Here is a 24,770-nt window from a genome sequence, read left to right as displayed (position 1 = left end):
CCACGGTGGTGACCGCACAACTGCAGGCTCCAACCCTCGGCGCGCGCGTCGGGGTCCGTGACGTGGTGACGGCGGGTGTGTTCGCCGGGCTGCTCGCGGCCTCGGGCGCCGCCGCCCTCGTCTACCAGGTGTTGTGGATCAAGCAGCTCTCCCTGGTGGTGGGGGTAGAGGTCCACGCGGTCAGCATCGCGGTGAGCGCGTTTTTCGCGGGCCTGGCCGCCGGTGGGTGGTGGCTCGGCCGGTTCGCCGACCGGGTCGCGCGCCCGCTGCGGCTGTGCGCCGCGCTGGAGCTCGGGATCGCGGCGCTCGCGATCGCCACCACGGTGCTGCTGTCGCAGGCGGCGCCGTGGTTCGTGTCGTTGCAGTCGGCGGTGGGGCCGCTTGCCTGGGCGCTGCCGCTGGTGCTGGTGGCCGCGCCCGCGTTCCTGATGGGTGGCACGCTGCCCGTGCTGCTGCGCGCGGCCGATCCGGGTGAAGGCCGCGTGGCCACCACCGGCGGCCGGCTCTACGCGGCCAACACGGCCGGCGCCATCGCGGGCGCGCTGCTCGCGCCGTTCGTGCTGATCCCGTGGCTCGGCGTGCAGGGCACGGCGCTCGCGGCGGCACTCGCGAACGTCGCGGTGGCGGCCTGCGCATGGATGCTCGACCGCGGTCCGGCCGCCACGCCGAGCGCCGTGGCCGATGAGCCTGCGGGCTCGCGCACGGCGCTGGCCCTCTATGCGGTGGCCGGGGGGCTCGCCCTCGGCTACGAGGTGGTCTGGTCCCAGGCCATCGTTCAATTCATGAGCACGCGCGCGTACGCGTTCGCGATCGTGCTCGCCACCTACCTCGCGGGCCTCGTGATCGGCAGCGCGCTCGCTGCACGCCCTGCGGACCGCTCTCGCCAGCCCTGGGCGGTGTTCGGCCTGCTGGTCGCGTCGGCCGGGCTGGTCGCCCTCGTCGAGGTGGTGAGCCTCGGTGCCTGGCTGCCGGCGTGGCAGTCGGCCGCGGCCCGCGCCGTGGGCGGCGATGCGCCGCTCACCGCGATGAGCGCGCGGTTCGCCGTGGCGGCGCTCGCCATCGTGTTCGTGCCCACGCTGCTGCTGGGCGCGGCCTTCCCGTACGCACTGCGCCTCGCGGTGGGCCCGGGCCGCATCGGCTCGGGCGTGGGGCGTGTCGTCGCGCTGAACACGGTGGGTGGCATCGCCGGCACGCTGCTCGTGGGTTTTGCACTGGTGCCCGCGCTGGGCCTCGTGCGCACGCTGGCCGTGCTGGCGGTCGCGGCGGCCGCGCTCGGCGTGGTGGCGTCGCGGCAGTCCCAGGGGCGGCTGCGGTTCGCCGTGCCGGCGCTGGCCCTCGCCACGCTGGTGACCGCGGTGCTGGCCCCGCCCGACCGCCTGGCCACGCTGCTGGCGGAGGCCCGCGGCGGCAAGCTCGTCGCGTACGAGGAGAGCCGGGGCGGCACCGTCGCCGTGATCGAGCAGACCGCCGGCCAGCGCACCTTCCGTCGCCTCTACATCCAGGGGGTGTCGAACTCGGGTGACACCATGACCTCGCTGCGCTACATGCGGCTGCAGGCGCTGCTGCCCCTCATCGTGCACCGCGGCGAGCCGAAGTCGGCCCTCGTGATCGGCCTGGGCACCGGCATCACGGGCGGCTCGCTGCTCGCGTGGCCCGGCCTCGAACGGCGCGAGGTGGTGGAGCTGCTGCCGGCGGTGGTGCGGGCGGTGCCGGGCTTCTCCGGCAACTTCGACCTGGCGAGCGACCCGCGGTTGACGATCCGCGTGCGCGACGGCCGCCACGAGCTGCTCGGCAACCCGCAGCGCCACGACCTGATCACGCTGGAGCCGCCGCCGCCGTCGGCCGCGGGCGTCGTCAACCTGTACGCCACCGAGTTCTACGCGCTGGCGGCGAGCCGGCTGCAGCCGGGCGGCCTCGTGGCGCAATGGCTGCCGCTGCCCACGCAGAACGACGCGGACACCCGCGCGCTGGTGCAGAGTTTCCTCGCGGTGTTCCCGCACGCCACCTTGTGGACCACCGAGCTGCACGAGATGCTGCTCGTCGGATCGATGGACCCGATCGAGCTGGACCTGCCGCGCATCCGCCAGCGGTTCACCGAACCGGCCGTGGCGCAGGCCCTCGGCGCGGTGGGGGTCGCGTCGCCCGAGGCGCTGCTCGCCACGTGGGTGACCGGCCGCGAGGGCCTCGTGCGGTACGCGGGCGACGTGCCGGCGGTCACCGACGACCGGCCCGCCATCGAGTACGCCCCGTGGGTGCGCCGCGAGGAGTTCCCGATGACGCTGTCGAATCTCGTCGAGCTGCAGACCGAACCCCCGCTGCAGGGCGGCGACGCCGCGTTCGGCGACGCGGTGAAGGCCGAACGCGCGACGCTGATGGCCTTCTACCGCGCAGGCCTCGCCGCCTACATCGGCGACCGCCGCGGCTGGGCGCAGGAGATGAACACGGTGATGCGGGCCGACGGCACGAACCCTTACTACCGCTGGTTCGGCGGGCAGGCACGTTGAGGACATCCCATGGGCGCACGTGAATCCCTGCTGACGCTGCAGACGCAGCTCGGCGAATCCGTCATCGGCCAGTCCGCGATGGTCGAGCGGCTGCTGCTCGGCCTGCTGGCCGACGGCCACCTGCTCGTCGAGGGCCTGCCGGGCCTCGCGAAGACCCGCGCCATCAAGAGTCTGTCGAACCACCTGGACGCGAAGTTCTCCCGCATCCAGTTCACCCCCGACCTGCTGCCGGCCGACATCACCGGCTCCGAGGTCTACTTCAGCGAAGGCGGCAAGGGCGAGTTCCGCTTCCAGGCGGGGCCGCTGTTCGCGAACCTCGTGCTCGCCGACGAGGTGAACCGATCGCCCGCGAAGGTGCAGGCCGCGCTGCTGGAGGCGATGGAGGAGCGCCAGGTCACGGTGGGCGGCACCACGCACAAGCTGCCCCCGCTGTTCCTGGTGATGGCGACGCAGAACCCGATCGAGCAGGAAGGCACCTACCCGCTGCCCGAGGCGCAGATGGACCGCTTCCTGATGCACGTCAGCGTGGGCTACCCCCAGGGCGATGCCGAAGCGAAGATCGTGCGGCTGGCCCGCGCGGAGGAAGCCGCGGAGGGAAAGGCCAAGGCGGCCGGTGGCAGCCGGCTCGCGGCGGACGCCGTGTTCGCGGCCCGGGCCGAGGTGCACGGCATCGAGGTGGGCGAGGCGGTGGAGCGCTACATCGTCGCGCTCGTGCAGGCCACGCGCGATCCGAAGGCGCTCGACCCCGATCTCGCGTCGTGGATCCAGGTGGGCGTGAGCCCGCGCGGGGCGATCGGCCTCGACAAGGTGGCGCGGGCGCATGCCTGGCTGCACGGCGCCACGTTCGTGACGCCGGAGAACGTGCAGGCCGTCGTGCACGACGTGTTCCGCCACCGGCTGATCCTCAGCTACGAGGCGCACGCCGCGCAGGTCTCCGCCGATGCGGTGATCGAGCGGCTCGTGCAGAAGGTCGCGGTGGCCTGAGGACGCGGCCATGCGCCCCGATGCCGCCGCACGCGCCCGCACCTCGCGCCAGCGGGCCTCCGACACGCCCGCGCCGACACCCGGCGTGCACGTCGATGCCGCGGGCCTCGCGCGGCTCGAGCACGAGGTGCGCGACTTCCACTTCCGCCCGCGCCAGCCCGTGCACAGCCTGCTCGCCGGCCGCCACGCCTCGAAGGTGCGCGGCCGCGGCCTCGCGTTCGAGGAGCTGCGCCCGTACCTGCCCGGCGACGACATCCGCACGATGGACTGGCGTGTCACCGCACGCACCGGCCGGCCGCACGTGCGTGTCTACAGCGAGGAGAAGGACCGCCCGGTGCTGCTGCTCGTGGACCAGCGGCAGAACATGTTCTTCGGTTCGCAGCGGGCGATGAAGTCCGTGGTGGCCGCCGAGGTGGCCGCGCTCGTCGCATGGCGGGTGCTTGCCGACGGCGACCGCGTGGGCGGGTTCGTGTTCGGCGACCAGGACCTGACCGAGCTGAAGCCGAAACGCAGCCGCGACGCGGTGCTGCACCTGCTGGGCGAAGTGGCCCGCCGCAACGGCCTGTTGCGCGCCGACGCACCACCGGGCCGCGGCGGCGCGCGGCTCGACGACGTGCTGGACCGCGCCGCGCGCGTCGCCCACCACGACCACCTCGTCGTGGTCGTCAGCGACTTCGACGGGCACGGCGAACGCACGCGCGACCTGCTGCTGCGGCTCGCCGCCCACAACGACGTGCTGGCGGTGCTGGTGCACGACCCGTTCCTCGGCAACCTGCCCGCGTCCGGCGAGATGGTGGTGAGCGACGGCGACCTGCAGGTGGAACTGGGGTTCGGGCGCGAGCCGCACCGGCGCGGCATCGAGGCCTTCGTCGAGGCGCAGGGCTCGGCGCTGCGGGCGTGGCAGCAGGGCATCGGCGTGCCGGTGCTGCCGCTGTCGGCCGCGGAGGAGACGGCGCCGCAGCTGCGCCGGCTGCTCGGGCGCATCGACACGCCGTCGCGGCGAGGGTCCCGATGAGCGAGCTCGTGCACACCGTCGCGAACCCGGCCGCACCGGCGTCCGCCGCGTCGGGCGTCACGCCACAGGCGCGCGAGGCGCTCGGTCACCTCGCGGACCTGGCCGTGCCTCCGCCGGTGCCGTGGACCCCGCAGACGGCGGGCTGGGCCGTGCTCGCCGGGGTGCTGGCGATCGCGTTGCTGTGGCTGGTGTGGCACGTCGTTCACCGCTGGCACGTGAATCGCTACCGCCGCGAGGCCCTCGCCGAACTGGCGCGGCTGTCGTCCGATCCCGCCGCGCAGCTGGCCGCGGTGCCGCCGCTGCTCAAGCGCTGCGCGCTGGTGGCGTGGCCGCGGGAACGCACCGCGGCGCTGAGCGGCCCCGCGTGGACCGGCTTCGTGGCCGCCCATGCGCGAGGCGGCGCCGATCCCGCGCTCGCGCGCCTGCTCGACGACCTGCAGTACCGCGCCCCAGCCGGCCTCGCCGCCGTGCCGCCCGACGAGGCCCGCGCGATGGTGTCGGCCGCCCGCCACTGGATCACCCACCACCGCGTGACCCGCGGAGACCGCCGTGTACCAGCTTGAACACCCGTGGCTGCTGGCCGTGCTGCCGCTGCCGCTGCTCGTGTGGCTGCTGCTCAAGCCCTACCGCGAGGAGAGCGCCTCGGTGCGCCTGCCCTTCTTCGGCGAGGTGGCCGAGGCCGCCGGCCTGCGGCCCGCGCCCGGCGCCGTGACCCCGCGACGCAACTGGCTGCAGTGGCTGCTGGCGCCGCTGCTGTGGGCGCTGGTGGTGCTCGCGCTCGCGCGGCCCCAGTACGTGGAGCCGCCGATCCGCAAGGTGCTGCCCGCGCGCGACCTGCTGCTGGCGCTGGACCTGTCGCAGTCGATGGACACGCGCGACTTCCGCGACCCCGGCGGGCGGCTCGTCACCCGCGTGGCGGCCGTGAAGCAGGTGGTGAGCGAGTTCGTGCGGCGCCGGTCCGGCGACCGCATCGGCCTGATCGTCTTCGGCGACTCGCCCTACCCCCAGGCCCCGTTCACGATGGACCACGCGCTGGTGCAGTCGATGATCGGCGAGGCGCTGCCGGGCATGGCCGGGCCGCGCACCGCGTTCGGCGACGCCATCGGACTCGGCATCAAGATGTTCGACGAAAGCAAGGCGAAGCAGAAGGTGATGATCGCGCTCACCGACGGCAACGACACGGCGAGCAGGATGCCGCCCGAGCGCGCGGCCGAGATCGCGAAGGACCGCGGCGTGGTCGTGCACACGGTGGGCATCGGCAACCCGTCGGCCACCGGCGAGGACAAGGTGGACCTCGAGACGCTGAAGAAGACCGCCGCGGCCACGGGCGGCCGCTACTTCTTCGGCGCGGACCAGCAGCAGCTCGAGGCCATCTACGCGACCCTCGACCAGATCACGCCGCACGACGAGGAGACGCAGTCGTGGCGGCCGAAGCGTGAACTCTTCATGTGGCCGCTGGGTGCGGCCGTGGCGCTGGTGGTGGCCTACCAGCTGCTGATGGCGGTGTTCTCGACGTTGCGCCGCGGCTGGCAGGTCGCGCGGAAGACCGCGTGATGGACACGCTCGCCGCCTGGCTCGCCGACCACGTGGACCCCGCGATGGCGGCCTTCCATTTCCTGCGCCCGGTGTGGCTGTGGGCGCTGGTGCCCGCCGGCCTGCTGGTGTGGGTGGTGGGCTGGCGCGACAACGTGCGCCGCCGCTGGCGAGGCAGCATCGCGCCGCACCTGCTCGACGCGCTGGTGATCGAACGCCGGCGGCGTTGGCGGCTGCGGCCGGTGCACCTGACGGCGCTGCTGATCGCGCTCGGCGCCGTGGCGGTGGCCGGGCCCACGTGGGAGCAGGAGCGCCCGCCGTTCGTCGAGGACAAGGCGCCGCTCGCCATCGCGATCGACCTGTCGCGCACCATGGACGCGATCGACGTGTCCCCCACCCGGCTCGAACGCGCGAAGCTCAAGGTCAAGGCGCTGCTGTCGCACCGCCAGGGCGGGCGCACCGCGCTCTACGCCTACGCCGGGTCCACCCACCTCGTGCTGCCGCTGACCGACGACAGCAAGCTGCTGCAGACCTTCGTCGATGCGCTGGAGACGGGGATCATGCCGCGGCCCGGCCGCGACACCGTGCAGGCGCTGAAGGCCATCGACGCGGCCCTCGCGAAGGAGTCCGTGCCCGGCACCATCCTGTTCCTCACCGACGGCATCGAACCCGCGGCCACCGCGGCGTTCAAGGCGCAGGTGGACGGCACCGGCAGCCAGCCGCTGGTGCTCGCGATCGGCACCGAACAGGGCGGCCCGCTGCGCAGCGGTGCCAGCGGTTTCCAGGAGGACCACGGCCAGCGTGTCTTCGCGCGCATGGACGTGGCCGGCCTGCAGGCCTTCAAGGCGGCGACCGGCGTGCCCCTCGCCACGTTCACGCCCGACGGCGACGACGACGTGGCCTGGGTGCAGCGGCGCGTGCAGTCGCACCTGGCACGGAAGGACACCGGGACCGCCACACGCTGGAAGGACCAGGGCTGGTGGTTCACGATCCCCATCGTGCTGCTGGCCGCGTTGTGGTTCCGCAAGGGCTGGACGGTTCGCTGGGTGAGTGCGCTGCTGCTGGGCGTGGTGCTGCAGGCGCCCGCGGACCCCGCCTGGGCGCAGGGCGGTGCGCGCGGCTGGCACTTCATCGACCTGTGGCTCACCCCCGACCAGCAGGGCCGCCGCGCGTTCGAGCGGGGCGACTACGCCGCGGCGGCCGAACACTTCGCCGACCCGATGTGGCGCGGCACCGCGCTGTACCGCGCGGGCCGCTTCGCCGAGGCCGAGCAGAGCTTCGCGCGGGTCGATTCGCCCGAGAGCGACTTCAACCAGGGCAACGCGCTCGCGTGGCAGGGGCGCTACGAGGCCGCGGCCGCGCGCTACACGCAGGCGCTGGCGCGTCGCCCGCAGTGGCCCGAGGCGACGGCCAACCTCGCCCTCGTGCGCGGGCTGATCCCGCCGAAGCCGGACCCGAAAAAGGACGACGACCAGGCCGAGGACCCGAACCTGAAGCCCGACCAGATCCAGTTCGACGACAAGGGCAAGGCCGGCAAGCAGCAGGTGCAGATGGCGTCGAAGCAGACCGCCGACACGTGGATGCGCGCGATCCAGACCACCCCCACCCAGTTGCTCGCGCGCAAGTTCGCGCTGCAGCAGCGCTCGGCGAAGGACAAGTCGCCATGACGCGGTGGGGGCTCGTGCTGCTGCTCCTGCTGCAGGGCGCCGCGTGGGCCGCGTCCCCGCGGGTGACGGTTCGCCTGCAGGAGAAGCAGCCGGTGCTCGTGGGCCAGCAGGTGCACGTGCACGTGAAGGTGATGACCCCGAACTACTTCACGTCGGCCCCGCCCTTCCCGCCGCTCGCAGTGTCCGGGGCCATCGTGACGATGCCGGACGAGAGCGGGCAGAACGCCACCGAGACGATCGGCGGGGTCACGTACGCAAGCATCGAGAAGACCTACGTCTTCGCCGCGCAGCAGGCCGGCGACTTCACGCTGCCGCCGGCCAGGATCACCTTCACGTACGGCGGCGACGACGGCAAGCCGCAGCACGGCACCGTCGCGCTGCCGCCGTTCAAGATCATCGCGAAGCTGCCGCCCGGCGCGGCGGCCGCGGCCAGTGCCGCGGGCGGGGCCTTGATGCCGGTGGCGCGCGTGACCATCCGCCAGCAATTCGACCGCCCCGACGGCACACCGCTGCACGTGGGCGATGCCCTCGTGCGCACGCTCGACACCTCGGCCGCGCAGACGCAGGCGATGATGATTCCGCCGCCCCATGCGGAGGCACCGGCCGGCGTGCGCGTGTTCGCGGCCGATCCCGTGCTGGGCGACGACAGCGGGCCGCGCGGCGAGTTCCTCGGTGGCCACCGCACCGACCGCATCACCTACGTCTTCGAGAAGCCCGGCACCTACACGCTGCCGGCGGTGCGCATCGGCTGGTTCGACGCGCAGGCGAACCGCTCGCGCACGGCCGAGGCGCCCGAGCGGGTCGTGACCGTGCAGGCGGGGGTGGCCGCGGGCAACGCCATCGCGCCGGAGGCGGCGTCCGCTCCCGCGGCTGCCGTGGTGAAACCGCCACGGCGGTGGCGGGTGGCGGACGTGGTGGAGGCGGCGGTGATCGGGCTGGTGGTGCTGGGCGCCGTGTCGTGGGGATGGCGCCGGCTCGCGCGCCACCTGCCGGCATGGCGTGAACGCCGGGCGGCGCGACGCGCGGCGCACGCGGCGAGCGAGGCCGTGGCCTTCGCTGCGGTGGCGCAGGCGTTGCGCGCGGGGAAGGCGCTGCAGGCGGACGCTGCGCTGTTGCACTGGTCCCGCCATCTCGGCGGCACGGTGTCGTCATGGGCCGTGGCGCAGGGCGACACGGAGCTGTCGACGGCCCTGGCCGCCTTGCGCCTCGCGCTGTACGCCCGTGCGGGCGACGGCGCGGAGGCGGCGTCGCGGGCCCTGCTCGGGCCGCTGCAGCGCGCGCGGGAGCGGTGGGTGAAAACGCGCGACGCCCGGTCGGTGGCGGCGCTGGTGCCGCTGAATCCGTGAGGTGCATCGCCGTGCAGTTGCGGTGATGTAGCGTAAAGCGCACGTCCGTGCATGTCACGTCCATGACGGCAGTCGGGCTTTCCGGCCATGTCACACATCGTGACGAGTTTGAAGTAGTCTCGTTCACTCGATTCAGTGAACGTTCTCAGCGGGCGTCTTGGCCATGCAGTAGAGACGCCTTTCGACAGGGTAACGGGGCCCTGTCCATTCCTGTATAGGGGAGGTGTTGCATGGGACACTTGACGATGGCGTCGACCGAATCCAGCTGGACGTCGAGCGGCGACCACGAGACGATCGTTCCCGAGCGATCCGAAGCCGCGGTCCACGTGGTGGACGACGACGAGTCCCTTCGAAACGCGATCCGCCGCGTGCTGCAGCTCGCCGGCTTCGAGGTGCGCACGTATGGTTCCGCGGGCGAGTTCCTGCTGGACCGGCCCGACCGCCTGCGGGGCTGCCTGCTCCTCGACGTCCGCATGCCGGGCCCCACGGGCCTCGACCTGCAGGAGTCGCTGGCACGCCGCGGCGCCGTGCTGCCCATCATCTTCCTGACCGGCAACGGCGACCTGCCCATGTGCGTGCAGGCCATGCGCGGCGGTGCGGTCGACTTCCTGTCGAAGCCGGCGCCGCGCGACGTGCTGCTGGGCGCGGTGCAGCGGGCCATGCGCCGCGGCGTCGAACTGCTCGCCGAACGCGACCAGCGGCAGCAGGTCCAGTCGCGCTACGAGACACTGACCTCCCGCGAGCGGGAGGTGCTGGCCGGCGTCGTGCGCGGCAAGCTCAACAAGACCATTGCCTTCGAACTCGGCAGCGCCGAGCGCACCATCAAGGCCCATCGCGCGCGCCTGATGGAAAAGATGCATTGCAAGTCGGTGGCCGAGCTCGTGCACGTGACCGAACAGCTGCAGCTGATGCCCCAGGTCGCCTGACCGCCACGCGCCGCACGCGGCTTCCGTCCCGTGAGCATCGACATCCCCTCCCCCGCCCGCCCGGCCGGGTCCGCCGTGGCCGCGGGCGAGTTGCGTTTCGTGCTCGTGTGCGGCGGGGTGCTCGTGGCCACCGCGGTGCTGTCGCACGTGCTCGCGGTGGCCGACGGCTCCCGCTTCCCGTGGATCTCCGCCGTCGTGTTCACGGTGATCGGCCTGCAGGCGCTGCTGATCGTCGGCCTGCTGCTGCAGCGGCGATGGCGGCGCGAGGCCGAACTCGAGGCGCAGACGTACCGGGCCGAGCTGTACCACGCGATGCGGCTCGCGACGGTCGGTGAACTCACGGCATCGATCGCCCACGAGATCAACCAGCCGCTCGGGGCCATCCTCAGCAACGCCGACGCCGCCGAGATGATGCTGGAGGGCGGCCAGTCCCCGGGGAACGAGTTGCGCGAGGTCATCGCCGACATCCGGCTGGACGCGCAGCGTGCGAGCGGCATCGTGCGGCAGACCCGCTCGATGATCGGCAAGCGGCCCGCGGCCAGCGGCCGCGTCGACCTCAACCAGATCGTGCTCGACGTGCGCCGCTTCATGTCGTCGGCGCTGGCCCACCAGGGGGTCGCGCTGGACCTGCAGCTCGACGCCGGTCCCGTCGCGGTGACGGGTGACACGGTGCAGCTCCAGCAGGTCGTGCTCAACCTCGCGGTCAACGCGATGGACGCCACGTCGGACATCGCGGGCCTCGTGCGCCGCATCGACATCCGCACCGTGCGGGTGACGGGCGACCGCATCGAGCTCACCGTCTCCGACAACGGCCATGGCATTTCCGAGGCCGACGTGCCGCGCCTCTTCGAACCGTTCTTCACGACGAAGGCCCAGGGCTGCGGGCTCGGGCTCTCCATCGCCCGCGGCATCGTCGAGGCGCACGGCGGGCGCATCGGGGCCGGCAACCAGGCCAGCGGTGGTGCCGTCTTCCGGCTCGTTTTCCCGGCGGCCCCGGAGTCGCTGGCGACGGGCGATTCGGAATGCGCGCCGCTGCTCGACCTGTCCGATGGCGTCCTGCACCAACGGGCAATGCACGCTTCACCAAAGGCCAGTAGCACGGACGGCGCGCGCGGCTGAAGATCACGTCACGGCAGCGGATCGGGTGCTCCGCCGCCGCCTCGTGAGGGGGGCGCCGTGGAACCTGCAGGCAACCTGATCTTGCTCGTCGAAGACGACGACGGCATGCGCGCGGCGCTGGCGAGGGTGTTGTCCGTCGCGGGCTTCGACGTGCGCCACTTCGCTTCCGCCGAGGCCTTCCAGACGTCGGTCGGCGCGGTCCCGCCGCCGCACGCGGCCTGCCTCGTGCTGGACCTGCGGCTGCCCGGGATCTCCGGGCTGGAGCTGATGCACTGGATGAAAACGAAGTCGTTCCGCCTGCCCGTCGTGATGGTGACGGCCTTCGACAACGCCGCCGCGCACGAACAGGCGCGCCAGGCGGGCGCCGCCAGCTGCCTGCTCAAGCCGTTCGCGGGCCAGGCGCTGCTGGCGGCTGTGCGGGGTGCGATCGAGTCCGGGGCGCGCGCCGGCGCGCCTTGAGCGCGAGGGGTATGCTGCGCGGAATGTCCTTCGACCAGTGGCTCGCCTTCTGCGCCTTCGCGGCGATCTCCTCGATCACGCCGGGGCCGAACAACATGATGATCCTGGCCTCGGGCCTGAACCACGGCCTCGTGCGTTCGCTGCCCCACCTCGCCGGCATCGTCCTCGGCTTCGCCTTCATGGTGCTCGGGGTCGGCCTCGGCCTGCATGCCGTGTTCACCACGGTGCCCGTGCTCCAGACGGTGCTGAAGTACGCGGGCGCGGCCTATCTGCTGTGGCTCGCGTGGCGGCTCGCCCGCGCCCAGCCGATGGCGACGGACTCGGGCGGTGCCTCCACGTCCCGCCCCATGACCTTCCTCGGCGCCGCGGCCTTCCAGTGGATCAACCCGAAGGGCTGGGTGATGGCGGTGAGCGCCGTGACCACGTACCTGCCCGCGGCCTTCGGCCTTGCCGACGCCGCCGCCCTCGCCGTGGTGTTCGGGCTGGTGGGCGGCCCCTGCGTGGCCGCGTGGGCCGTGTTCGGCGTGGGCATGCGCCGCGTGCTGCAGAACCCGCGCAGCGTGCGCGTGTTCAACCTCGTGGCGGCCGGGCTGCTGGTGCTGTCGCTGTACCCGATCCTGTTCTCGCAGTGATCGCCAGCGCCGTGGCCGCCAGCACCGCGGCCACGGCGAAGGTCGTTCGCAGGCCGGTGGCCGCGAACACCGCGCCGAGTGCGGCGGTGCCGGCGATGAACCCCAGCTGGCGCGAGAGGTTCAGCAGGCCCGAGACCGTGCCCCGTTGCGCCCCGGGCGCGTCCGCCATCACGGCGGTCTGGTTGCCCGCCTGGAAGAGCGCGTAGCCGGCCGTGACGACGGCCAGGGGCACGAGGTAGCCGGCGAGGCCGAAGGTTTCCGGCGCCAGGCCCAGCCCCAGGCACCCGGCCAGCAGCGTGGCGAGGCCGGCGCGGGCCATGCGCGGGGCGCCGAAGCGGTCCACCAGTCGGCCCGAGGGGGCCCCGGCCAGCGCGGCGACCACCGGTCCCACGGACATCGCGAGGCCGACCCGGGCGGCATCGAGGCCGAAGGCCTCGGCGAGGTGGAAGGGGCCGACGACGAGCGTCGCCATCACCACCGAGGCGACCAGCAGGTTCGGCAGCAGGCGGCCGAGGAGCGTCGGGTCACGCAGCATCGGCCAGGGCGTTCCAGGTGATCCGGCCGGGGGCGGGTCGGCCGGCAGATGGCGCCAGACGAGGCCGAACGCCAGCCCGCCCAGCGGCACCCCCACGAGGAAGACCGCCGGCCAGCCGGCGTGCGCGATCAGCAGCCCGCCGGCGGCCGGCCCGAGCGCGGTGCCCGCCGCACTCACCGACCCGAGCAGCCCCATCGCCCGGCCGGCCTGCGCCTTTGGCACGACGCCGGCGACGAAGGCCAGCGTCAGCGCCATCATCGCGGCCGCGCCCAGGCCCTGCAGTGCCCGGGCCGCCACCAGCAGGCCGAGGCCCGGCGCCGCGCCGGCCAGCGCCGACGCCGCGGTGAACACGCCGATGCCCGCGAGCAGCAGGCGCCGCCGCCCCAGCCGGTCACCCAGCCGGCCGGCCCCGACGATCAGCGCGGTGGCCGAGAGCAGGTACGCGAGCACCACCCACCGGACCTGCTCGAACGTCGCGCCGAACGTGCCCGCCAGGGTCGGCAGCGCGACGTTGGCGATGCTGGTGCCGAGCGCGGGCAGCAGCATGCAGAGCGCCAGCGCGGCCAGGATCCCGCGGGGGGTGGAGGGGGTCGATTCGTCCATGTCGTGGTCCTGGGAGCGGTGTTGAACCGACGATAGGTGCGGACGTGACATGGCGGAAGGCGCATCATGTGCATTGAATACCTGCACGAGACGCCATGTCACGCCCCGACCTCAACCTGCTGTTCACCCTCGATGTGCTGCTGGCCGAAGGCAGCGTCGCCCGCGCCGCGCGCCGGCTGCGGCTGAGCCCGTCGGCCATGAGCCGGGCGCTCGCGCGGCTGCGCGAGACCACCGGCGACCCGCTGCTGGTGCGGGCGGGGCGCGGGCTCGTGCCCTCCCCCCGGGCGATCGAACTCCGCGAGCAGGTGGGCTGCCTCGTGGCCGAGGCCGAGGCGGCGCTGCGCCCGGCCGCCCCGGTCGACCCCGCCCGCCTCGAGCGCACGTTCACGCTGCGGAGCAGCGAAGGGTTCGTCGACACCTTCGGCCCCGCGCTGCTGGCCCGGCTGGCCGCCGAGGCGCCGGGGGTGCGCCTGCGTTTCCTGCCGAAGCCCGACAAGGACAGCACGCCGCTGCGCGATGGTTCGGCCGACCTGGAGACGGGTGTCGTGGGTCGCTCGGCGGGCCCCGAGCTGCGGACGCAGGCGCTGTTCCGGGACCGTTTCGTCGGGGTGGTGCGCGCCGGGCATCCGCTGGCCAAGGGCCGGGTCACGCCGGAGCGCTACCTCGCCGCCCGCCACGTCGCGATCGTGCGCGGCACGCCGGACCGGAGGGGACCGGTCGACGAGGCCCTGGCCGCGGCGGGCCGGGTGCGGGATGTCGCCGCGACCGTGGCCGGCTTCGCGTCCGCGCTGTCGCTGGCCCGCGCCACCGACCTCGTGGCCACCGTCCCCGATCGCCACACGGCGGGGCTGCGGTCGGGGCTCTCCAGTTTCGCGCTGCCGCTGGCCGTGCCGGAGATCACGGTCTCGCTGCTCTGGCACCCACGGCTCGACGGTGATCCGGCGCACCGCTGGCTGCGGGGCTGCGTCCGGGAGACCTGCGCCGATCAGTCCCTGGCCATGAAGTCCAGTGCGCGCAGCGAGGGCACGAAGAAGTAGCCCGTGCCCACCAGCGTGGTGAACGGCGAGAGGCCGTCGTGCCGCTGCCCGGTGGGCAGGCCCTGTGCGGTGAAGGCGCGGACCTTCGGCTTCGAGCCGGCGAAGTCGTCCTCGTCCGCCAGGTCGGCGAAACGGCGGTTGACGAGCCAGCGCGACTCGACGAGTTCGAACTGCCGCTCGAGGTCGGCGTTCAGGGCCATGAAGAACAGGCCCTCGGCCGGTCCCGGGTCGCCCTCGGGCGTGGGCAGGTCCGCGGCGTTCGACGGGCCGGCGTAGACGCGGCCGCGGCGCAGCAGGCGGTGCAGCTTCGCGGTGGCGATGCCCGACTCGACGTCCCAGCCCAGCATGTCGCGCGGGTTCGCGCGGCGCACGTGCGCGCCGCGCGGGCACTGCAGGCCGTCGAAGTCCTCGACGCGGTAGCGGAAGTGGTCGTGCGCGGGGTCGTCGTGGGCGTGCGGGACGGGGCACGCGACCAGCGGCTTGCCGTCCTTGTGGCGGCCCACCATCTGCTCGGTCAGCGTGGGCGCGCCAGGCCGGGTGGGCGGCTGCGCCGCCTCGAAATCGCGAAAGCGCTGCACGTGCTGCACGATCTGCTGCACGGCGAGGTAGCTGCCGTTCATCGCGAAACGCCCGCCGCCGTCGGGGTTCCAGCCGGCGACGTCGGGGCAGTAGGCGAGTTCGCCGTATTCGTTGCGGTGGCCGAGGATGAACTCGCCCGGGGCCACGAGGTGGTCGCCGGCCAGTGGCCCCGAGGCCTCCCGCGGACGGCGCCGCAGGCCGTCGATCTGCGGCTGCGCCACGCCGTCGCGGAAGCCGAACGGTTCGGTGGACCGGCCGCCGGGGCCGATGTAGCTCGGGCAGGTCAGGACCTCCTGCCGCAGCGCCAGGCCGGACGAGGCCTCGGGGTTCAGCAGGGGGTGGCCCGTGCCCGCACGGTCCTGGTAGTGGGCGAGCAGCACGTGCACGTCGTCGGGCCAGCGGCCGGCGCGCGGGCCGCGCACGAACGGCGTCGGGAACGGAAAGTCACCGCTCGCGACGAGTCCGAGCGCGGCCAGCCCCGCATGGGAGAAGGCGAGCATCGCGATCTCGTCGTGATGGTGCGGCCGGTCGAGGTTGGCGTCGTCGCGGCCGAGCTGGCTGACCGCCTTGACGAGGCCGCTGTCCACCACGGCGCGCAGCCACCGACGGGCGGCGCCGCGGTCGGTCACCTGGTACAGCCGGTAGGCCCCGTGGCGCAGCGGCATGAAGCCCGACCCGAGGATGGCCTGGATGTCGCCGGCGTGGGCCTGCAGGTCGGGGACGGTCTGGCGTGGGGGCGTGTTCATGATTCGGCGGCCCGCATGATCCGGTCGTCCTGCAGCAGGTCTGGCGACGGGGCCGCCAGTGCGTCGCGCAGGCGCGTGGCGCGGGTGATGTCCTGGTTGGAGTGGTTGTAGGCCTCGTAGCGGAACAGGTGCGGCACCATGCTGTCGCGGGCATAGGCCTTGAACCACTGCTCGTGCTTGCAGCCGCCGAACGCGAACCACCGCGTGGGCGGGAAGCGCCGTGCGCGGGTCACCCCGGGCTGGCCCTCCGCGGCGGGGTCGCGCGTGCGCAGTTCGGTCCAGCGCCAGGTGAGGTTGATGCCGTCGGAGGCGCCGAGGATGAATTCGTCGAGGTAGGCGCCGAACTCGCCGTCGAAGTTGCTGCAGAAGATCAGCCGGCGGCCTCCGTCGATGAGGTGCCAGTGGCCGAACTTGATGCCCTCGGCGTTGCCGAGCCGCGCCTCGGTGAACCACGACTCGCCGAGGAACATGATGAAGCGCATCAGCAGGCGCAGCGCCGTGCCGTGCAGCCGGGACCGCACGTCGGTCACGCTGATCATGTGGCCCACCTTGGTGGCGAGCGACGCTTCGCAGGCCTCGATGCTGGGATGCGTCTGCTGCACGGCCGGGGTCTCGTGCGGCGTCACCTTGTTGAAGCCGTCCAGGCGCTTGCCCGCGCGGCTCAGTCCGACCCACACGACACGCAGCACGACGGCGGCGATCACGAGGAACAGCGTCAGCAGGAGCAGCACGGCCGTGTGGGCCCGGGGCCCGGCCTGCCCCAGCGCCTCCAGGGCGAGGACATGCCGGGCGGGTTCTCCGTGCGCGAGCCAGCCCAGCAGCGCGTCCAGCACGAGGGCCTCCGCCGCCAGCAGCGCGGCCGTCACGGGCAGCAGCACCGGCGGCCCGAGGTGCGGCGGCACCACGAGCAGGGCCGCGGCCGCCAGGACCAGGGCGCCGAGCACCACCCCGGCCACGTACAGCAGCACCCCGACGCCCCAGGCCGAGAGGATGCCGATGGCGCCCCCGAAGTGCCACAGCTTGTCGAGGTAGCCCCCGGAACCCGGCAGGACCCACGGCAGCACGAGGAAGCCGAACAGCGCGACGGCGGCCACCAGGAAACCGCTCGCGATGGGGATCACCCCGGCCCGCAGCGCGGCGGTGACGGCGTACAGCACCACGAGCGAGACGATCACGTACCCGAGCGCCCAATCGGCATACCGGTCGAAGGACAGGAACACCGGCGGGCCCAGCACCGTTTTCGTTCCGACCACGAGGCTGCCGGCCGCGATGGCCGTGCTGCCGATCGTGGCGAGCACCCCCGCCAGCAACATCGCCACGAGCAGCGCGGGCAGGACCAGCTTCAGCAGGATGAGCGCCACGCGCAGGGGGGTCGACAGGTCCGTCGACCGCCAGAAGCTGCGTGGCGACGGGGTGGTCGCGAAGGCGTGGTCGGGATGCTGGACGACCCCGCGGGCCGCGTGGGCCAGTCGCTGGCTCGTGGGCGGCTCCTGCTGCCGCAGCAGCCCGGTGCGTGCCGATGCCACCGCCGTGCGCACCGCGACGAACAGCTTCGCCTCCGCGCGGATCTGAGACACCGACCGGTCGCGCACGCCGATGTAGCCGCCGTCGGCCGGGCTCAGGTGCCTGGACAGCCAGCTGCGCAGGGCCTCGGGGTCCGCCGGGAGGTCGAAGAGGCGGCAGAGCAGGTGCGTGCCCTTGCGCACGAGGGCGTCCACCACCGCGTCGGGGCCGAGGCCCGGGTCGACGGCCAGCTCCAGCAGCAGCGAGGGTCGCCCGTCGATCGGCGGCAGCACGGCGAGGCAGGCGAAGTGGACGAAACCCAGGGTTTCGCAGAGCGCCCTGCAGTCGTCGCCGAGCGGGGTGGTGCGGGTGGGGTCCAGGTCGCGAGCCACCTGGTCGGCCTGGCCGGCGGAGACCGGGGCCACGATGCAGAGCATTTGATGGCGGACCATCGGCGCCTTTCCTTGGGGCCGCGTCAGCGGACCTTGAGCCGCATGCGGCTGATGATGGGACCGTCGTAGCGCATCCGCCGCCACGCGAGGTCGGCCCACGTGAGCCGCTCCAGCGCGAGCAGCCCGGCGAGGGCCGACGTGAGGATCTCCACGACGTGGTCCTGTGCGATGCAGTGGCGCGAGCCGTGCCCGAAGACGAGGTGGTAGGGGCCGGACGGGAAGTCCGTCCGGCCGGCATGGAACGGGCAAACGGCTTTCGGGTCCCTGCCCTCCGGATCGAACATCGCGGCGGGGCTCATCAGCGTGACCCGCGCGCCTGCGGCGGTGGCCACGCGGCGGTCCCCGTCGAGCGCGTACGCGGTGTCGCGCGGCACGTCCCGCAGCAGCAGCGGGAACGGCGGCCGGAAGCGCAGCGCCTCGATCACGTGCTTGCGCACCTCGAGGCGGAAGGCCGCCGCGTCGAGTTGCCGGGCCTGGTCGTGCAGCGGGCCGTACACCTCGGGCCGCTGCAGCAGCTCCTGCATCACCAGCGCACCGGCCTGCACCGTGGCCGGGTGGCCGACCCACATCAGGCCGACCGCGGTGCGTTCGAGCAGCGTGTCGTTCGGCAGCCCCCAGGCGGTGGACAGCGCGGCGGCGTGGCGTCGCACGCGCTGGCGCAACGCGTTCGCGTGGACCTCCGCGCGCAGCTGCACGGCGCGCGATGCCAGGCCGCCGACGATCAGGTGGGCGCCGGGGTAGCGCATCTCGCGGAAGAACGCCTGCCACGCCTGGGGCGTGGCGGGGGCCTCCTCGAGGTCCACGGCGGCTCCGCGGAAGATGGGCCGCATGCCGGCCCACGCCACGTGGGTGAGGTAGTCGTCGATCAGGTCGAACGAGGGCGGCAGGTTCGTCGCCCGCGCGTGGGCCGCCTGGGCGGCACTGTCTCCGCAGGCGTCCGGCGTCGCGAGCAGGCGGGTGGCGAGTTCGCGTTCCGCCTCGTGCCGCGGGCCGCTTTCCAGGCCGATCAGGAACTCGCCCGCGACGAGGTTCGGCGCGTGCGACGTGTTCGAGTAGCTGGCCGCCCGCGTGAACACGCGGCGCGCGGCTGTGCCGCGCACGACGATGGGCAGCGTGCCCTCGAGGAACGGCGAGCGCCGGATCGCCGCGCCGGCCCAGCGCAGCAGCGCCGGCTGGTGCACGAGCGCGCTGACGACGCCGTACCCGATGCGCCGGAGAAGACCGTCATTCGCCATCGTCGCTCCCGTGGAAGTGGTCGGTGTGGGCCAGGTGGTGTTCGAGCACCGCGGTGCGCTCGAGCCCGGTCTCGCAGCGCCGCTCGAGCGCCACGATGCCGCGCGAGCGCACGAGCGACAGGGCCGCGTCGAAGTGCGCATGGGCCTCGCGCAGGTGGCCGGCGTCGGCCTCGATCTCGGCCAGGATCACGAGGGCGTCGGCCTCGTGGCCCGCCTGCTCGAAGTTCGCGGCCGCTGCCCTCGCCTGTTGCGCGGCGACCACCGCCTCGTCCAGGCGGTTCGCCCGTGCGAGCGCGATCGCGAGGTACTTGGGGAAGTAGTACGCGTTGTAGCGGCCGCCCGTGTCGGGCAGCTTGCCTTCGATGGCGTCCTCGAGCAGCGTCACGGCCTCGGCCGGCTGGCCGCACACGGCCATGCAGCCGGCGAGGATCGCGAGCACCGGCGGCAGCATGCTCGTGAGGTCGTTGGACTGGCACGAGATCAGCGTCGAGCGCAGCAGCAGCAGGGCGTCGGCGTGGCGGTCCTGGGCCATCCACACCTCGGCCTGCACGAAGTCGACCAGCACGCGCGAGAAGGCGTGGTCCTGCGACGCGAGCTCACGGTAGGCCTCGTCGCACGACGCCTGGGCCTCGTCGAGCCGGCCCATGCGCCACAGCACGTCGGCGAGGAAGGTGCGCAGGTTCACGTTCGCCACCACGGCCCAGCCCGGCATGATCTGGCGCATCCCCTGGTCGTTGCCGAACTCGCGTTCGATCTGGCGGGCGATGAAGACCACCTGGTCGTACAGGCCCAGCGCGTGATGCAGCAGCAGGCGGGCCTGCATCGCCGCCATGCGCACGCTCGGGCTGCCGGCGGTGGCGGCCGTGTCCGCGGCGCGGCTCGCCACCTCGAGGCCGTGCCGGTACGAGCCGCTGATCCACAGCACCACCGCGAGCTGCAGCAGCACGCCGGCCTGGCGGCGCGTGTCGCCGAGTTCCTGCGTGATGGCCTCGGCACGCTCGAGGTTGGTGACGATGTCGTCGGTCTGGCCGAGCGGCAGCTGCGCGCCGAGCACCTTCATGCGCAGCGAGAGTTCGCTCGCGAGGCGCCCCGTCGTGTCGTCGATGCGGCGCGAGGCGTCCAGGCCCTGCGTGAACAGGCGCAGCGCATCGCGGTAGGCGGAACAGGCGATGGCGCGGGCCATCGCCCGCAGCGCGAAGCCCGCGGCCTGGGCCCAGGCTTCGCCGTCGTAGGCGTGGTGCGCGAGCACGGCGGCCTGTTCGGCGAGCTGGTCGGCGAAGTGGCGGGCCAGTGCGTCGAATGCGGCGCGGTGCAGGGCCTTGCGCCGCGGCCGGGTCAGTGTCGCCATGACGGCGTCCTGCACGAGGGCGTGGCGGAACTCGAAGCGCTGGAAGGCCCCGGGATCGGCCGGCGGCTGCGCCACCAGCAGGCCGGACGACTGCGCGGCGGCGAGGCACAGCTCCGCCTCGTCGGCGGGCATGCCGAGCATCGCACCCACCACCGGCCCGGTGATGGGCCGCGCGACGATGGCCGCGGCCTCGAGGGCGCCCTGCGCCGCGGCGGGCAGGCGGTCGACCCGCGCGCCGATCACCGCGGCGATCGAGGCCGGCAGACGCACCTCGGCGCCGGCGGCGCCCAGGTGGTAGTCGCCGGGCGCGCCGACGAGCGTGCCGTCGTCGACGAGGGTCATGGCCATCTGCTCGAGGAAGAACGGGTTGCCGTCGGCCCGTTCGACGAGGGCGTCGACCACGGGCCCGAGCCGCGCGTCCGCGCCGAGCAGCGCGTGGGCGAGGTCCACCATGTCGCCGGACTCGAGCGGCCCGATCCAGTGTTCGCTGAACCACGGCGCGGAACCCCAGCGGTGGACGAAGTCCTGCCGGTAGGTGGCGCACAGCAGCACCCGGTGGTGTTCCACCCGGCGGGCGAGGGACTCGAGCAGGCGCAGGCTCTCGCGGTCGGCCAGGTAGATGTCGTCGATGACGATCAGCAGCGGCGCTTCGGCGGCCCGTTCGACCGCGAGGGCGACCACGGTCTCGACGATGTTGCGCAGGCGTTGCGCGGGCGGCATCGCGTCGAGGCTCGCGTCGTGCTCGCCGATGTCGAGCAGGTCGGCCGCGGCGGCCCAGTGCAGGCGCCGGTCCGCGGGCCAGCCCGCGACGATGGCCCGCACGGCGTCGCGCTGGTGCGCGGGGTCGGTGTCGGGCACGCCCATCAGCGTGTGCAGCAGCTCGGCGATGACAGCGTACGGCAGGTGGGTGGTGTAGGCGCGGCCGCACACCCAGTGGTCCCGGAAGCCGGCGTCGCGCAGCGCCTGCGCGTACTCGGAGGCCACGCGCGACTTGCCGATGCCGGCCTCGCCCCGCAGGCCGATGACCCGCAGGCGGCCGGCCCGCACCTGCCGTTCGACCTGGGCCAGCGTGTCGAGCGCGTGCTGGCGGCCCACCAAGGGCCCCAGCTGGCGGCGGCGGGCCAGCGGGTCGACGGCCGAATGCTGCGCCGTGCCACACAGCTCGAACAGCGCGATCTTGCCCACGTCGCGCAGCTCGTGGGTGCCGAGGGGCGTGTCGTCGACCTGTCCGGCCAGCAACCGGTGCGTCGCGCCGCTCAGCACGACGGTGCCGGGCCGGGCGAACTCCTGCAGGCGCTTGGCGAGGTGGATGCTCTTGCCGTCGACCCGGTCGGTGTTCGAGCCGGGGTCGCGCCACACGATGACCTCGCCCGAATTGATGCCGGCGCGGGTGACGAGCGGGCGGCCGGTGGCCGACCGCGCGGCCGCGCGCCGCTGGATCTCGGCGGCGGCGAGGCAGGCGCGCTGGGCCTGGTCCTCCTGGCCCAGCGGCGCGCCGAACACGACCAGCACGCCGTCGCCGTCGATGCGGAACACGTTGCCGCCGTAGGCCGCCACGGCGTCGCACATCAGCTGCGTGGCTTGCAGCAGGTAGTCGCGGGCTTCCTCGACGTCGAGGTGCTGGATGCTGGCGGTGGAGCCGCACACGTCGCAGAAGAGGATGGTGGCCTGCTTCCGGGATTCCGCAGGACGGACCGACGGGGGCATGGAGGGCACCGCCCCTGCCGCCAAGGCCGGCTGGCAGTGCGGACAGAATCGCTCGCTGTCGGGCCGCGGGCGGCCACATGCGGAACACATGCCCATCAGTTCCCCCTGATGTGCCCCGTTTCTGGTGCTGCCAGGGCTTTCTGAACTCTAGCAGCCGTGCCGGGTTTGTGGCCTCCGCAAACAGGGGGAGGCGTTGCGCAAGACCCACCGCCGGCAGGGTTCGGGCCGACGCCGGACAATGGACGTCACGCGGCGCACGACCGGCGCCCGCATCGCGACCTTCCCGACCCCGTGGCCTCCTCCGACCCCTCGTTCTCCCTGCGCCGCATCGCGCTCCCGGCCTTCGGGCCCTCGCTGCTGTTCGGCATCGGTGAAGGGGCCATCCTGCCCGTGATTCCGCTCACGGCCCGCGACCTGGGCGCCTCGGTGCCGGTGGCCGCCCTGGTCGTGATGCTGATCGGCATCGGCTCGATGGTGAGCAACATCCCCGCGTCGATCATCACGATGCGCCGCGGCGAACGCTGGGCCATCGTGGCCGCGGCGGTCTGGTGCGCCATCGCGATGGCGCTGTGCGGGTGGACGGACCACCTGGGCGTGTTCCTCGTCGCGAGTTTCATGATCGGCATGTCGCAGGCCGTGTTCAGCCTGGCCCGCCAGAGCTACCTCACCGAGGCCGTGCCGCCCGAGTTCCGCGCGCGGGCGCTGTCCACGCTCGGCGGGGTGATGCGCATCGGCCTGTTCATCGGCCCGTTCGTCGCGGCGGCCGCGATCCACACGTTCGGCCTCGTGGGCGCGTACGGGGTGGGCATCGTCGCGCTGGTGCTGGCGGGGCTGGTCGCCGCGCGCATCCCCGACCTCGAGGACAGCCACGCCCTGCCCGCCACCGACGCCCCGGTGGTGCAGGCGCCCACGCTGTGGTCCACGATGCGCGACCACCGCCACGTCTTCGTCACGCTGGGCATCGGCATCATGCTCGTGAGCGCGGTGCGGGCGAGCCGGCAGGCCATCATCCCGCTGTGGGCCGACCACCTCGGGCTCGAGCCGTCGGTGGCCTCGCTGATCTACGGCCTCGCGGGCGGCATCGACATGCTCGTGTTCTACCCGGCCGGCAAGGTGATGGACCTCAAGGGCCGCCGCTGGGTGGCGGTGCCGGCGATGGTCACGATGGCCGCGGCCCTGCTGGCGATGCCGTTCACGCAGGGCGCGATGACGCTGCTGATCGCCGCCGGCGTGCTCGGTTTCGGCAACGGCATCGGCTCGGGCATGGTGATGACCCTCGGCGCCGACCATTCGCCGCGGCCCGGCCGCGCGCACTTCCTCGGCGTGTGGCGGCTGATGGCCGACATCGGGTCCTCGTGCGGGCCGGCGCTGCTGTCGTTCCTGGCGGCCACGCTGTCGCTCGGCGCGGGCATCGCCGCCACGGGGCTCATTGCGCTGGCGGCGGCGGGTCAGCTGGCGTACTGGATTCCGAGGGTGGGGTCCGGCCGCCACCGCTGAGGTCCGCCTTGCCGTCGGTGAGCGTGCGCGGCGGCCGGAGGAGCGGCTCCATCTCGGGCAGGTGCGTGGGGAACGTCCGGAGGTCCGTCGGCGGGAAGGCCGGTGGCGGGGGGCGCGGCGTCTTGCCCAGCCTCATCTCGTGCACCCGGGCCATCTCCTCCTCCACGCGGTTGCGGGGCACGTCCAGCGTCAGCTTCGCTGGCGCTTCGGGGCGGGTCGCGGGCTTCTTCGCCGGCGGGGGTGGGGGTGGCGGCTGCACGAGGTCTTCGGGCCTGTACAGCGGCTCCCGTGTCGCGGGCCATGCGGGCGCCAGGAATTTTCCGTCGGGGGAGAACGCGGGGGCCGCGGGTGCGCTGTGCGTGATGGGGGGCGCGGTGTAGCGGGGCGGCGACGATCCGCCCAGCATCGACAGGACCTTGATCACGAGGAACGCGAGCAGCAGGATCAGGTACCACGGCACGGAACTGCCCGACTCGCTGGGCGCCGCGGCGGGTGAACCCCCCGTCGCCTTCACGGCGTCGCGCTCTGCCGCCGGCAGTTCCTCGAACCACTGGTGCCAGTTGCGGATGTTCTCCTGCGACGTGATGAGCCGCAGCCAGTGCGGATACCGCTGCACCAGCATGTGGACCATCGGCATCTCGTCCTTCAGCGTGCGCGTCGACGGCCGGCTGCTGTCCCGCAACCGGCGGATGGCCTTGCGCTGCACGTCGAAGTGGTAGGCCGGCTGCCGGAAGAACGTGAGCTTCTCGGTGATGGCCGCGTCGAGCAGGCCGCCCGCCTGGCCGAACATGCCGAGGCGGCGGCGCTCCTCTTCCCAATGGAAGCAGGCGCATGCGGGCCCGAAGAGGAACTCGTGGCCCGGACGCCAGCCGTCGAGGAGCAGGCAGACCACGCGCCACTCGAACCAGGTGCGGGCCTCGAGGTGGACGAGGCGATCGTCCGCCAGCGCCTGTTCCAGCGCGGCTTGCGCCGCCGCCTCGTCCTCGAAGCCGGCGGCGGCCCGTTCGGCGAAGACCGCGAACACCTGGTCGCCTGTTTCCTGGCCGGGCGGGGCCTGGGGCGCCGCGGGTTCGTCGGGGACCTCCGGAGGCGGCGGATCCGCGAGTTCGACTGGCGGTGGTGCACCGCCGTCGTCGGTGACCTCGGCGAGTTCGTCGTGCCGGGCCCGGTGCTTCACCCACACGAGCGCGGCCTCGTAGTGTTCCCGCAGCGTCTGGAAGCCGGCGGGGTCGGCCGCCGGGTCGATCTGCTTCAGCCGTTGGGCGTAGGCCCGGCGGATGGCACGTTCGTCGGCGTCCGCGTCGAGACCGAGCGCGCGGACGCTGGAGGGCACGTAGGGCATG

19 protein-coding genes are annotated in these 24,770 nt (G+C 73.3%); 13 read left to right on the top strand and 6 right to left on the bottom strand.

Annotated elements, in window-relative coordinates; translation table 11 throughout:
* Window positions 1-62: 62 nt before the first annotated feature.
* From A4W93_RS28525 to A4W93_RS28475, 11 genes are all read left to right on the top strand, one after another.
* Entirely contained in the window at window positions 63-2,504 is a 2,442-nt protein-coding gene (locus A4W93_RS28525; RefSeq protein WP_237357831.1) for a fused MFS/spermidine synthase, read from the top strand.
* Window positions 2,505-2,513: 9 nt separating this feature from the next.
* Window positions 2,514-3,488 (top strand): AAA family ATPase, encoded by a 975-nt coding sequence (locus A4W93_RS28520; RefSeq protein ID WP_085753827.1) that lies wholly within the window; start codon window positions 2,514-2,516, stop codon window positions 3,486-3,488.
* A 10-nt stretch (window positions 3,489-3,498) separates the two neighbouring features.
* Entirely contained in the window at window positions 3,499-4,503 is a 1,005-nt protein-coding gene (locus A4W93_RS28515; protein WP_085753826.1) for a DUF58 domain-containing protein, read from the top strand.
* Window positions 4,500-5,066 (top strand): DUF4381 domain-containing protein, encoded by a 567-nt coding sequence (locus A4W93_RS28510; RefSeq protein ID WP_085753825.1) that lies wholly within the window; start codon window positions 4,500-4,502, stop codon window positions 5,064-5,066. Before A4W93_RS28515 ends, A4W93_RS28510 begins: the two co-directional genes overlap by 4 nt.
* Complete coding sequence (locus tag A4W93_RS28505; protein ID WP_085753824.1) at window positions 5,053-6,057, top strand: vWA domain-containing protein; 1,005 nt, start codon at window positions 5,053-5,055, stop codon at window positions 6,055-6,057. Before A4W93_RS28510 ends, A4W93_RS28505 begins: the two co-directional genes overlap by 14 nt.
* Window positions 6,057-7,703 (top strand): VWA domain-containing protein, encoded by a 1,647-nt coding sequence (locus A4W93_RS28500; protein ID WP_085753823.1) that lies wholly within the window; start codon window positions 6,057-6,059, stop codon window positions 7,701-7,703. The genes A4W93_RS28505 and A4W93_RS28500 overlap by 1 nt, the downstream gene beginning before the upstream one ends.
* Window positions 7,700-9,049 carry a BatD family protein gene (locus tag A4W93_RS28495; protein WP_085753822.1) on the top strand — a complete coding sequence of 450 codons (1,350 nt, stop codon included), beginning with the start codon at window positions 7,700-7,702 and terminating at the stop codon, window positions 9,047-9,049. Before A4W93_RS28500 ends, A4W93_RS28495 begins: the two co-directional genes overlap by 4 nt.
* 230 nt (window positions 9,050-9,279) lie before the next feature.
* Complete coding sequence (locus tag A4W93_RS28490) at window positions 9,280-9,975, top strand: response regulator transcription factor (protein WP_237357642.1); 696 nt, start codon at window positions 9,280-9,282, stop codon at window positions 9,973-9,975.
* Between the two features lie 30 nt (window positions 9,976-10,005).
* On the top strand, window positions 10,006-11,094 hold the full coding sequence (locus tag A4W93_RS28485; RefSeq protein ID WP_085753820.1) for a sensor histidine kinase: 1,089 nt from the start codon (window positions 10,006-10,008) through the stop codon (window positions 11,092-11,094).
* A gap of 81 nt (window positions 11,095-11,175) precedes the next feature.
* On the top strand, window positions 11,176-11,553 hold the full coding sequence (locus A4W93_RS28480; protein ID WP_085753819.1) for a response regulator transcription factor: 378 nt from the start codon (window positions 11,176-11,178) through the stop codon (window positions 11,551-11,553).
* Window positions 11,554-11,576: 23 nt separating this feature from the next.
* Complete coding sequence (locus tag A4W93_RS28475) at window positions 11,577-12,185, top strand: LysE family translocator (RefSeq protein ID WP_099960114.1); 609 nt, start codon at window positions 11,577-11,579, stop codon at window positions 12,183-12,185.
* Here A4W93_RS28475 and A4W93_RS28470 read toward each other — a convergent pair.
* Window positions 12,124-13,323, bottom strand: a complete 1,200-nt coding sequence (locus A4W93_RS28470) for an MFS transporter (RefSeq protein ID WP_157131795.1) — start codon at window positions 13,321-13,323, stop codon at window positions 12,124-12,126. The genes A4W93_RS28475 and A4W93_RS28470 overlap by 62 nt on opposite strands.
* A 95-nt stretch (window positions 13,324-13,418) precedes the next feature.
* Here A4W93_RS28470 and A4W93_RS28465 point away from each other — a divergent pair, with 95 nt between their 5' ends.
* Window positions 13,419-14,360: a LysR family transcriptional regulator gene (locus A4W93_RS28465; RefSeq protein ID WP_085753817.1), complete on the top strand. Its 942-nt coding sequence runs from the start codon at window positions 13,419-13,421 to the stop codon at window positions 14,358-14,360.
* Here A4W93_RS28465 and A4W93_RS28460 read toward each other — a convergent pair.
* From A4W93_RS28460 to A4W93_RS28445, 4 genes are read right to left on the bottom strand one after another with little or no spacing between them, the layout of a single operon-like run.
* Entirely contained in the window at window positions 14,309-15,685 is a 1,377-nt protein-coding gene (locus A4W93_RS28460) for a Dyp-type peroxidase (RefSeq protein WP_085753816.1), read from the bottom strand. The genes A4W93_RS28465 and A4W93_RS28460 overlap by 52 nt on opposite strands.
* Entirely contained in the window at window positions 15,682-17,640 is a 1,959-nt protein-coding gene (locus A4W93_RS28455; protein ID WP_157131794.1) for a hypothetical protein, read from the bottom strand. Before A4W93_RS28455 ends, A4W93_RS28460 begins: the two co-directional genes overlap by 4 nt.
* Before the next feature lie 23 nt (window positions 17,641-17,663).
* Window positions 17,664-18,875, bottom strand: coding sequence for a cytochrome P450 family protein (locus tag A4W93_RS28450; protein ID WP_085753814.1), 1,212 nt, complete (start codon window positions 18,873-18,875; stop codon window positions 17,664-17,666).
* On the bottom strand, window positions 18,865-21,930 hold the full coding sequence (locus A4W93_RS28445; protein WP_169726597.1) for an ATP-binding protein: 3,066 nt from the start codon (window positions 21,928-21,930) through the stop codon (window positions 18,865-18,867). The genes A4W93_RS28450 and A4W93_RS28445 overlap by 11 nt, the downstream gene beginning before the upstream one ends.
* A gap of 291 nt (window positions 21,931-22,221) precedes the next feature.
* Here A4W93_RS28445 and A4W93_RS28440 point away from each other — a divergent pair, with 291 nt between their 5' ends.
* The gene (locus A4W93_RS28440) at window positions 22,222-23,427 is read left to right on the top strand and encodes an MFS transporter (RefSeq protein WP_085753812.1); all 1,206 of its coding nucleotides are present in this window, start codon (window positions 22,222-22,224) and stop codon (window positions 23,425-23,427) included.
* On the opposite strand, the gene A4W93_RS28435 is transcribed toward A4W93_RS28440, so the two are convergent.
* A complete protein-coding gene (locus A4W93_RS28435; RefSeq protein ID WP_085753811.1) occupies window positions 23,357-24,769 on the bottom strand; it encodes a hypothetical protein in 1,413 nt (470 codons plus the stop codon). The genes A4W93_RS28440 and A4W93_RS28435 overlap by 71 nt on opposite strands.
* Between the last annotated feature and the right edge of the window lies 1 nt (window position 24,770).

The organism is Piscinibacter gummiphilus (genome assembly GCF_002116905.1).
Taxonomy (GTDB): Bacteria; Pseudomonadota; Gammaproteobacteria; order Burkholderiales; family Burkholderiaceae_C; genus Rhizobacter; species Rhizobacter gummiphilus.
This window is presented reverse-complemented; position numbering and strand designations above follow the sequence as displayed.

Excerpts from the sequence above, each read along its gene's own strand:
- A4W93_RS28520 (WP_085753827.1), top strand. The coding sequence starts at position 2,514 with ATGGGCGCACGTGAATCCCTGCTGACGCTGCAGACGCAGCTCGGCGAA.
- A4W93_RS28515 (WP_085753826.1), top strand. The coding sequence starts at position 3,499 with ATGCGCCCCGATGCCGCCGCACGCGCCCGCACCTCGCGCCAGCGGGCC.
- A4W93_RS28510 (WP_085753825.1), top strand. The coding sequence starts at position 4,500 with ATGAGCGAGCTCGTGCACACCGTCGCGAACCCGGCCGCACCGGCGTCC.
- A4W93_RS28500 (WP_085753823.1), top strand. The coding sequence starts at position 6,057 with ATGGACACGCTCGCCGCCTGGCTCGCCGACCACGTGGACCCCGCGATG.
- A4W93_RS28495 (WP_085753822.1), top strand. The coding sequence starts at position 7,700 with ATGACGCGGTGGGGGCTCGTGCTGCTGCTCCTGCTGCAGGGCGCCGCG.
- A4W93_RS28490 (WP_237357642.1), top strand. The coding sequence starts at position 9,280 with ATGGGACACTTGACGATGGCGTCGACCGAATCCAGCTGGACGTCGAGC.
- A4W93_RS28475 (WP_099960114.1), top strand. The coding sequence starts at position 11,577 with ATGTCCTTCGACCAGTGGCTCGCCTTCTGCGCCTTCGCGGCGATCTCC.
- A4W93_RS28470 (WP_157131795.1), bottom strand. The coding sequence starts at position 13,323 with ATGGACGAATCGACCCCCTCCACCCCCCGCGGGATCCTGGCCGCGCTG.
- A4W93_RS28465 (WP_085753817.1), top strand. The coding sequence starts at position 13,419 with ATGTCACGCCCCGACCTCAACCTGCTGTTCACCCTCGATGTGCTGCTG.
- A4W93_RS28460 (WP_085753816.1), bottom strand. The coding sequence starts at position 15,685 with ATGAACACGCCCCCACGCCAGACCGTCCCCGACCTGCAGGCCCACGCC.
- A4W93_RS28455 (WP_157131794.1), bottom strand. The coding sequence starts at position 17,640 with ATGGTCCGCCATCAAATGCTCTGCATCGTGGCCCCGGTCTCCGCCGGC.
- A4W93_RS28450 (WP_085753814.1), bottom strand. The coding sequence starts at position 18,875 with ATGGCGAATGACGGTCTTCTCCGGCGCATCGGGTACGGCGTCGTCAGC.
- A4W93_RS28445 (WP_169726597.1), bottom strand. The coding sequence starts at position 21,930 with ATGCCCCCGTCGGTCCGTCCTGCGGAATCCCGGAAGCAGGCCACCATC.
- A4W93_RS28435 (WP_085753811.1), bottom strand. The coding sequence starts at position 24,769 with ATGCCCTACGTGCCCTCCAGCGTCCGCGCGCTCGGTCTCGACGCGGAC.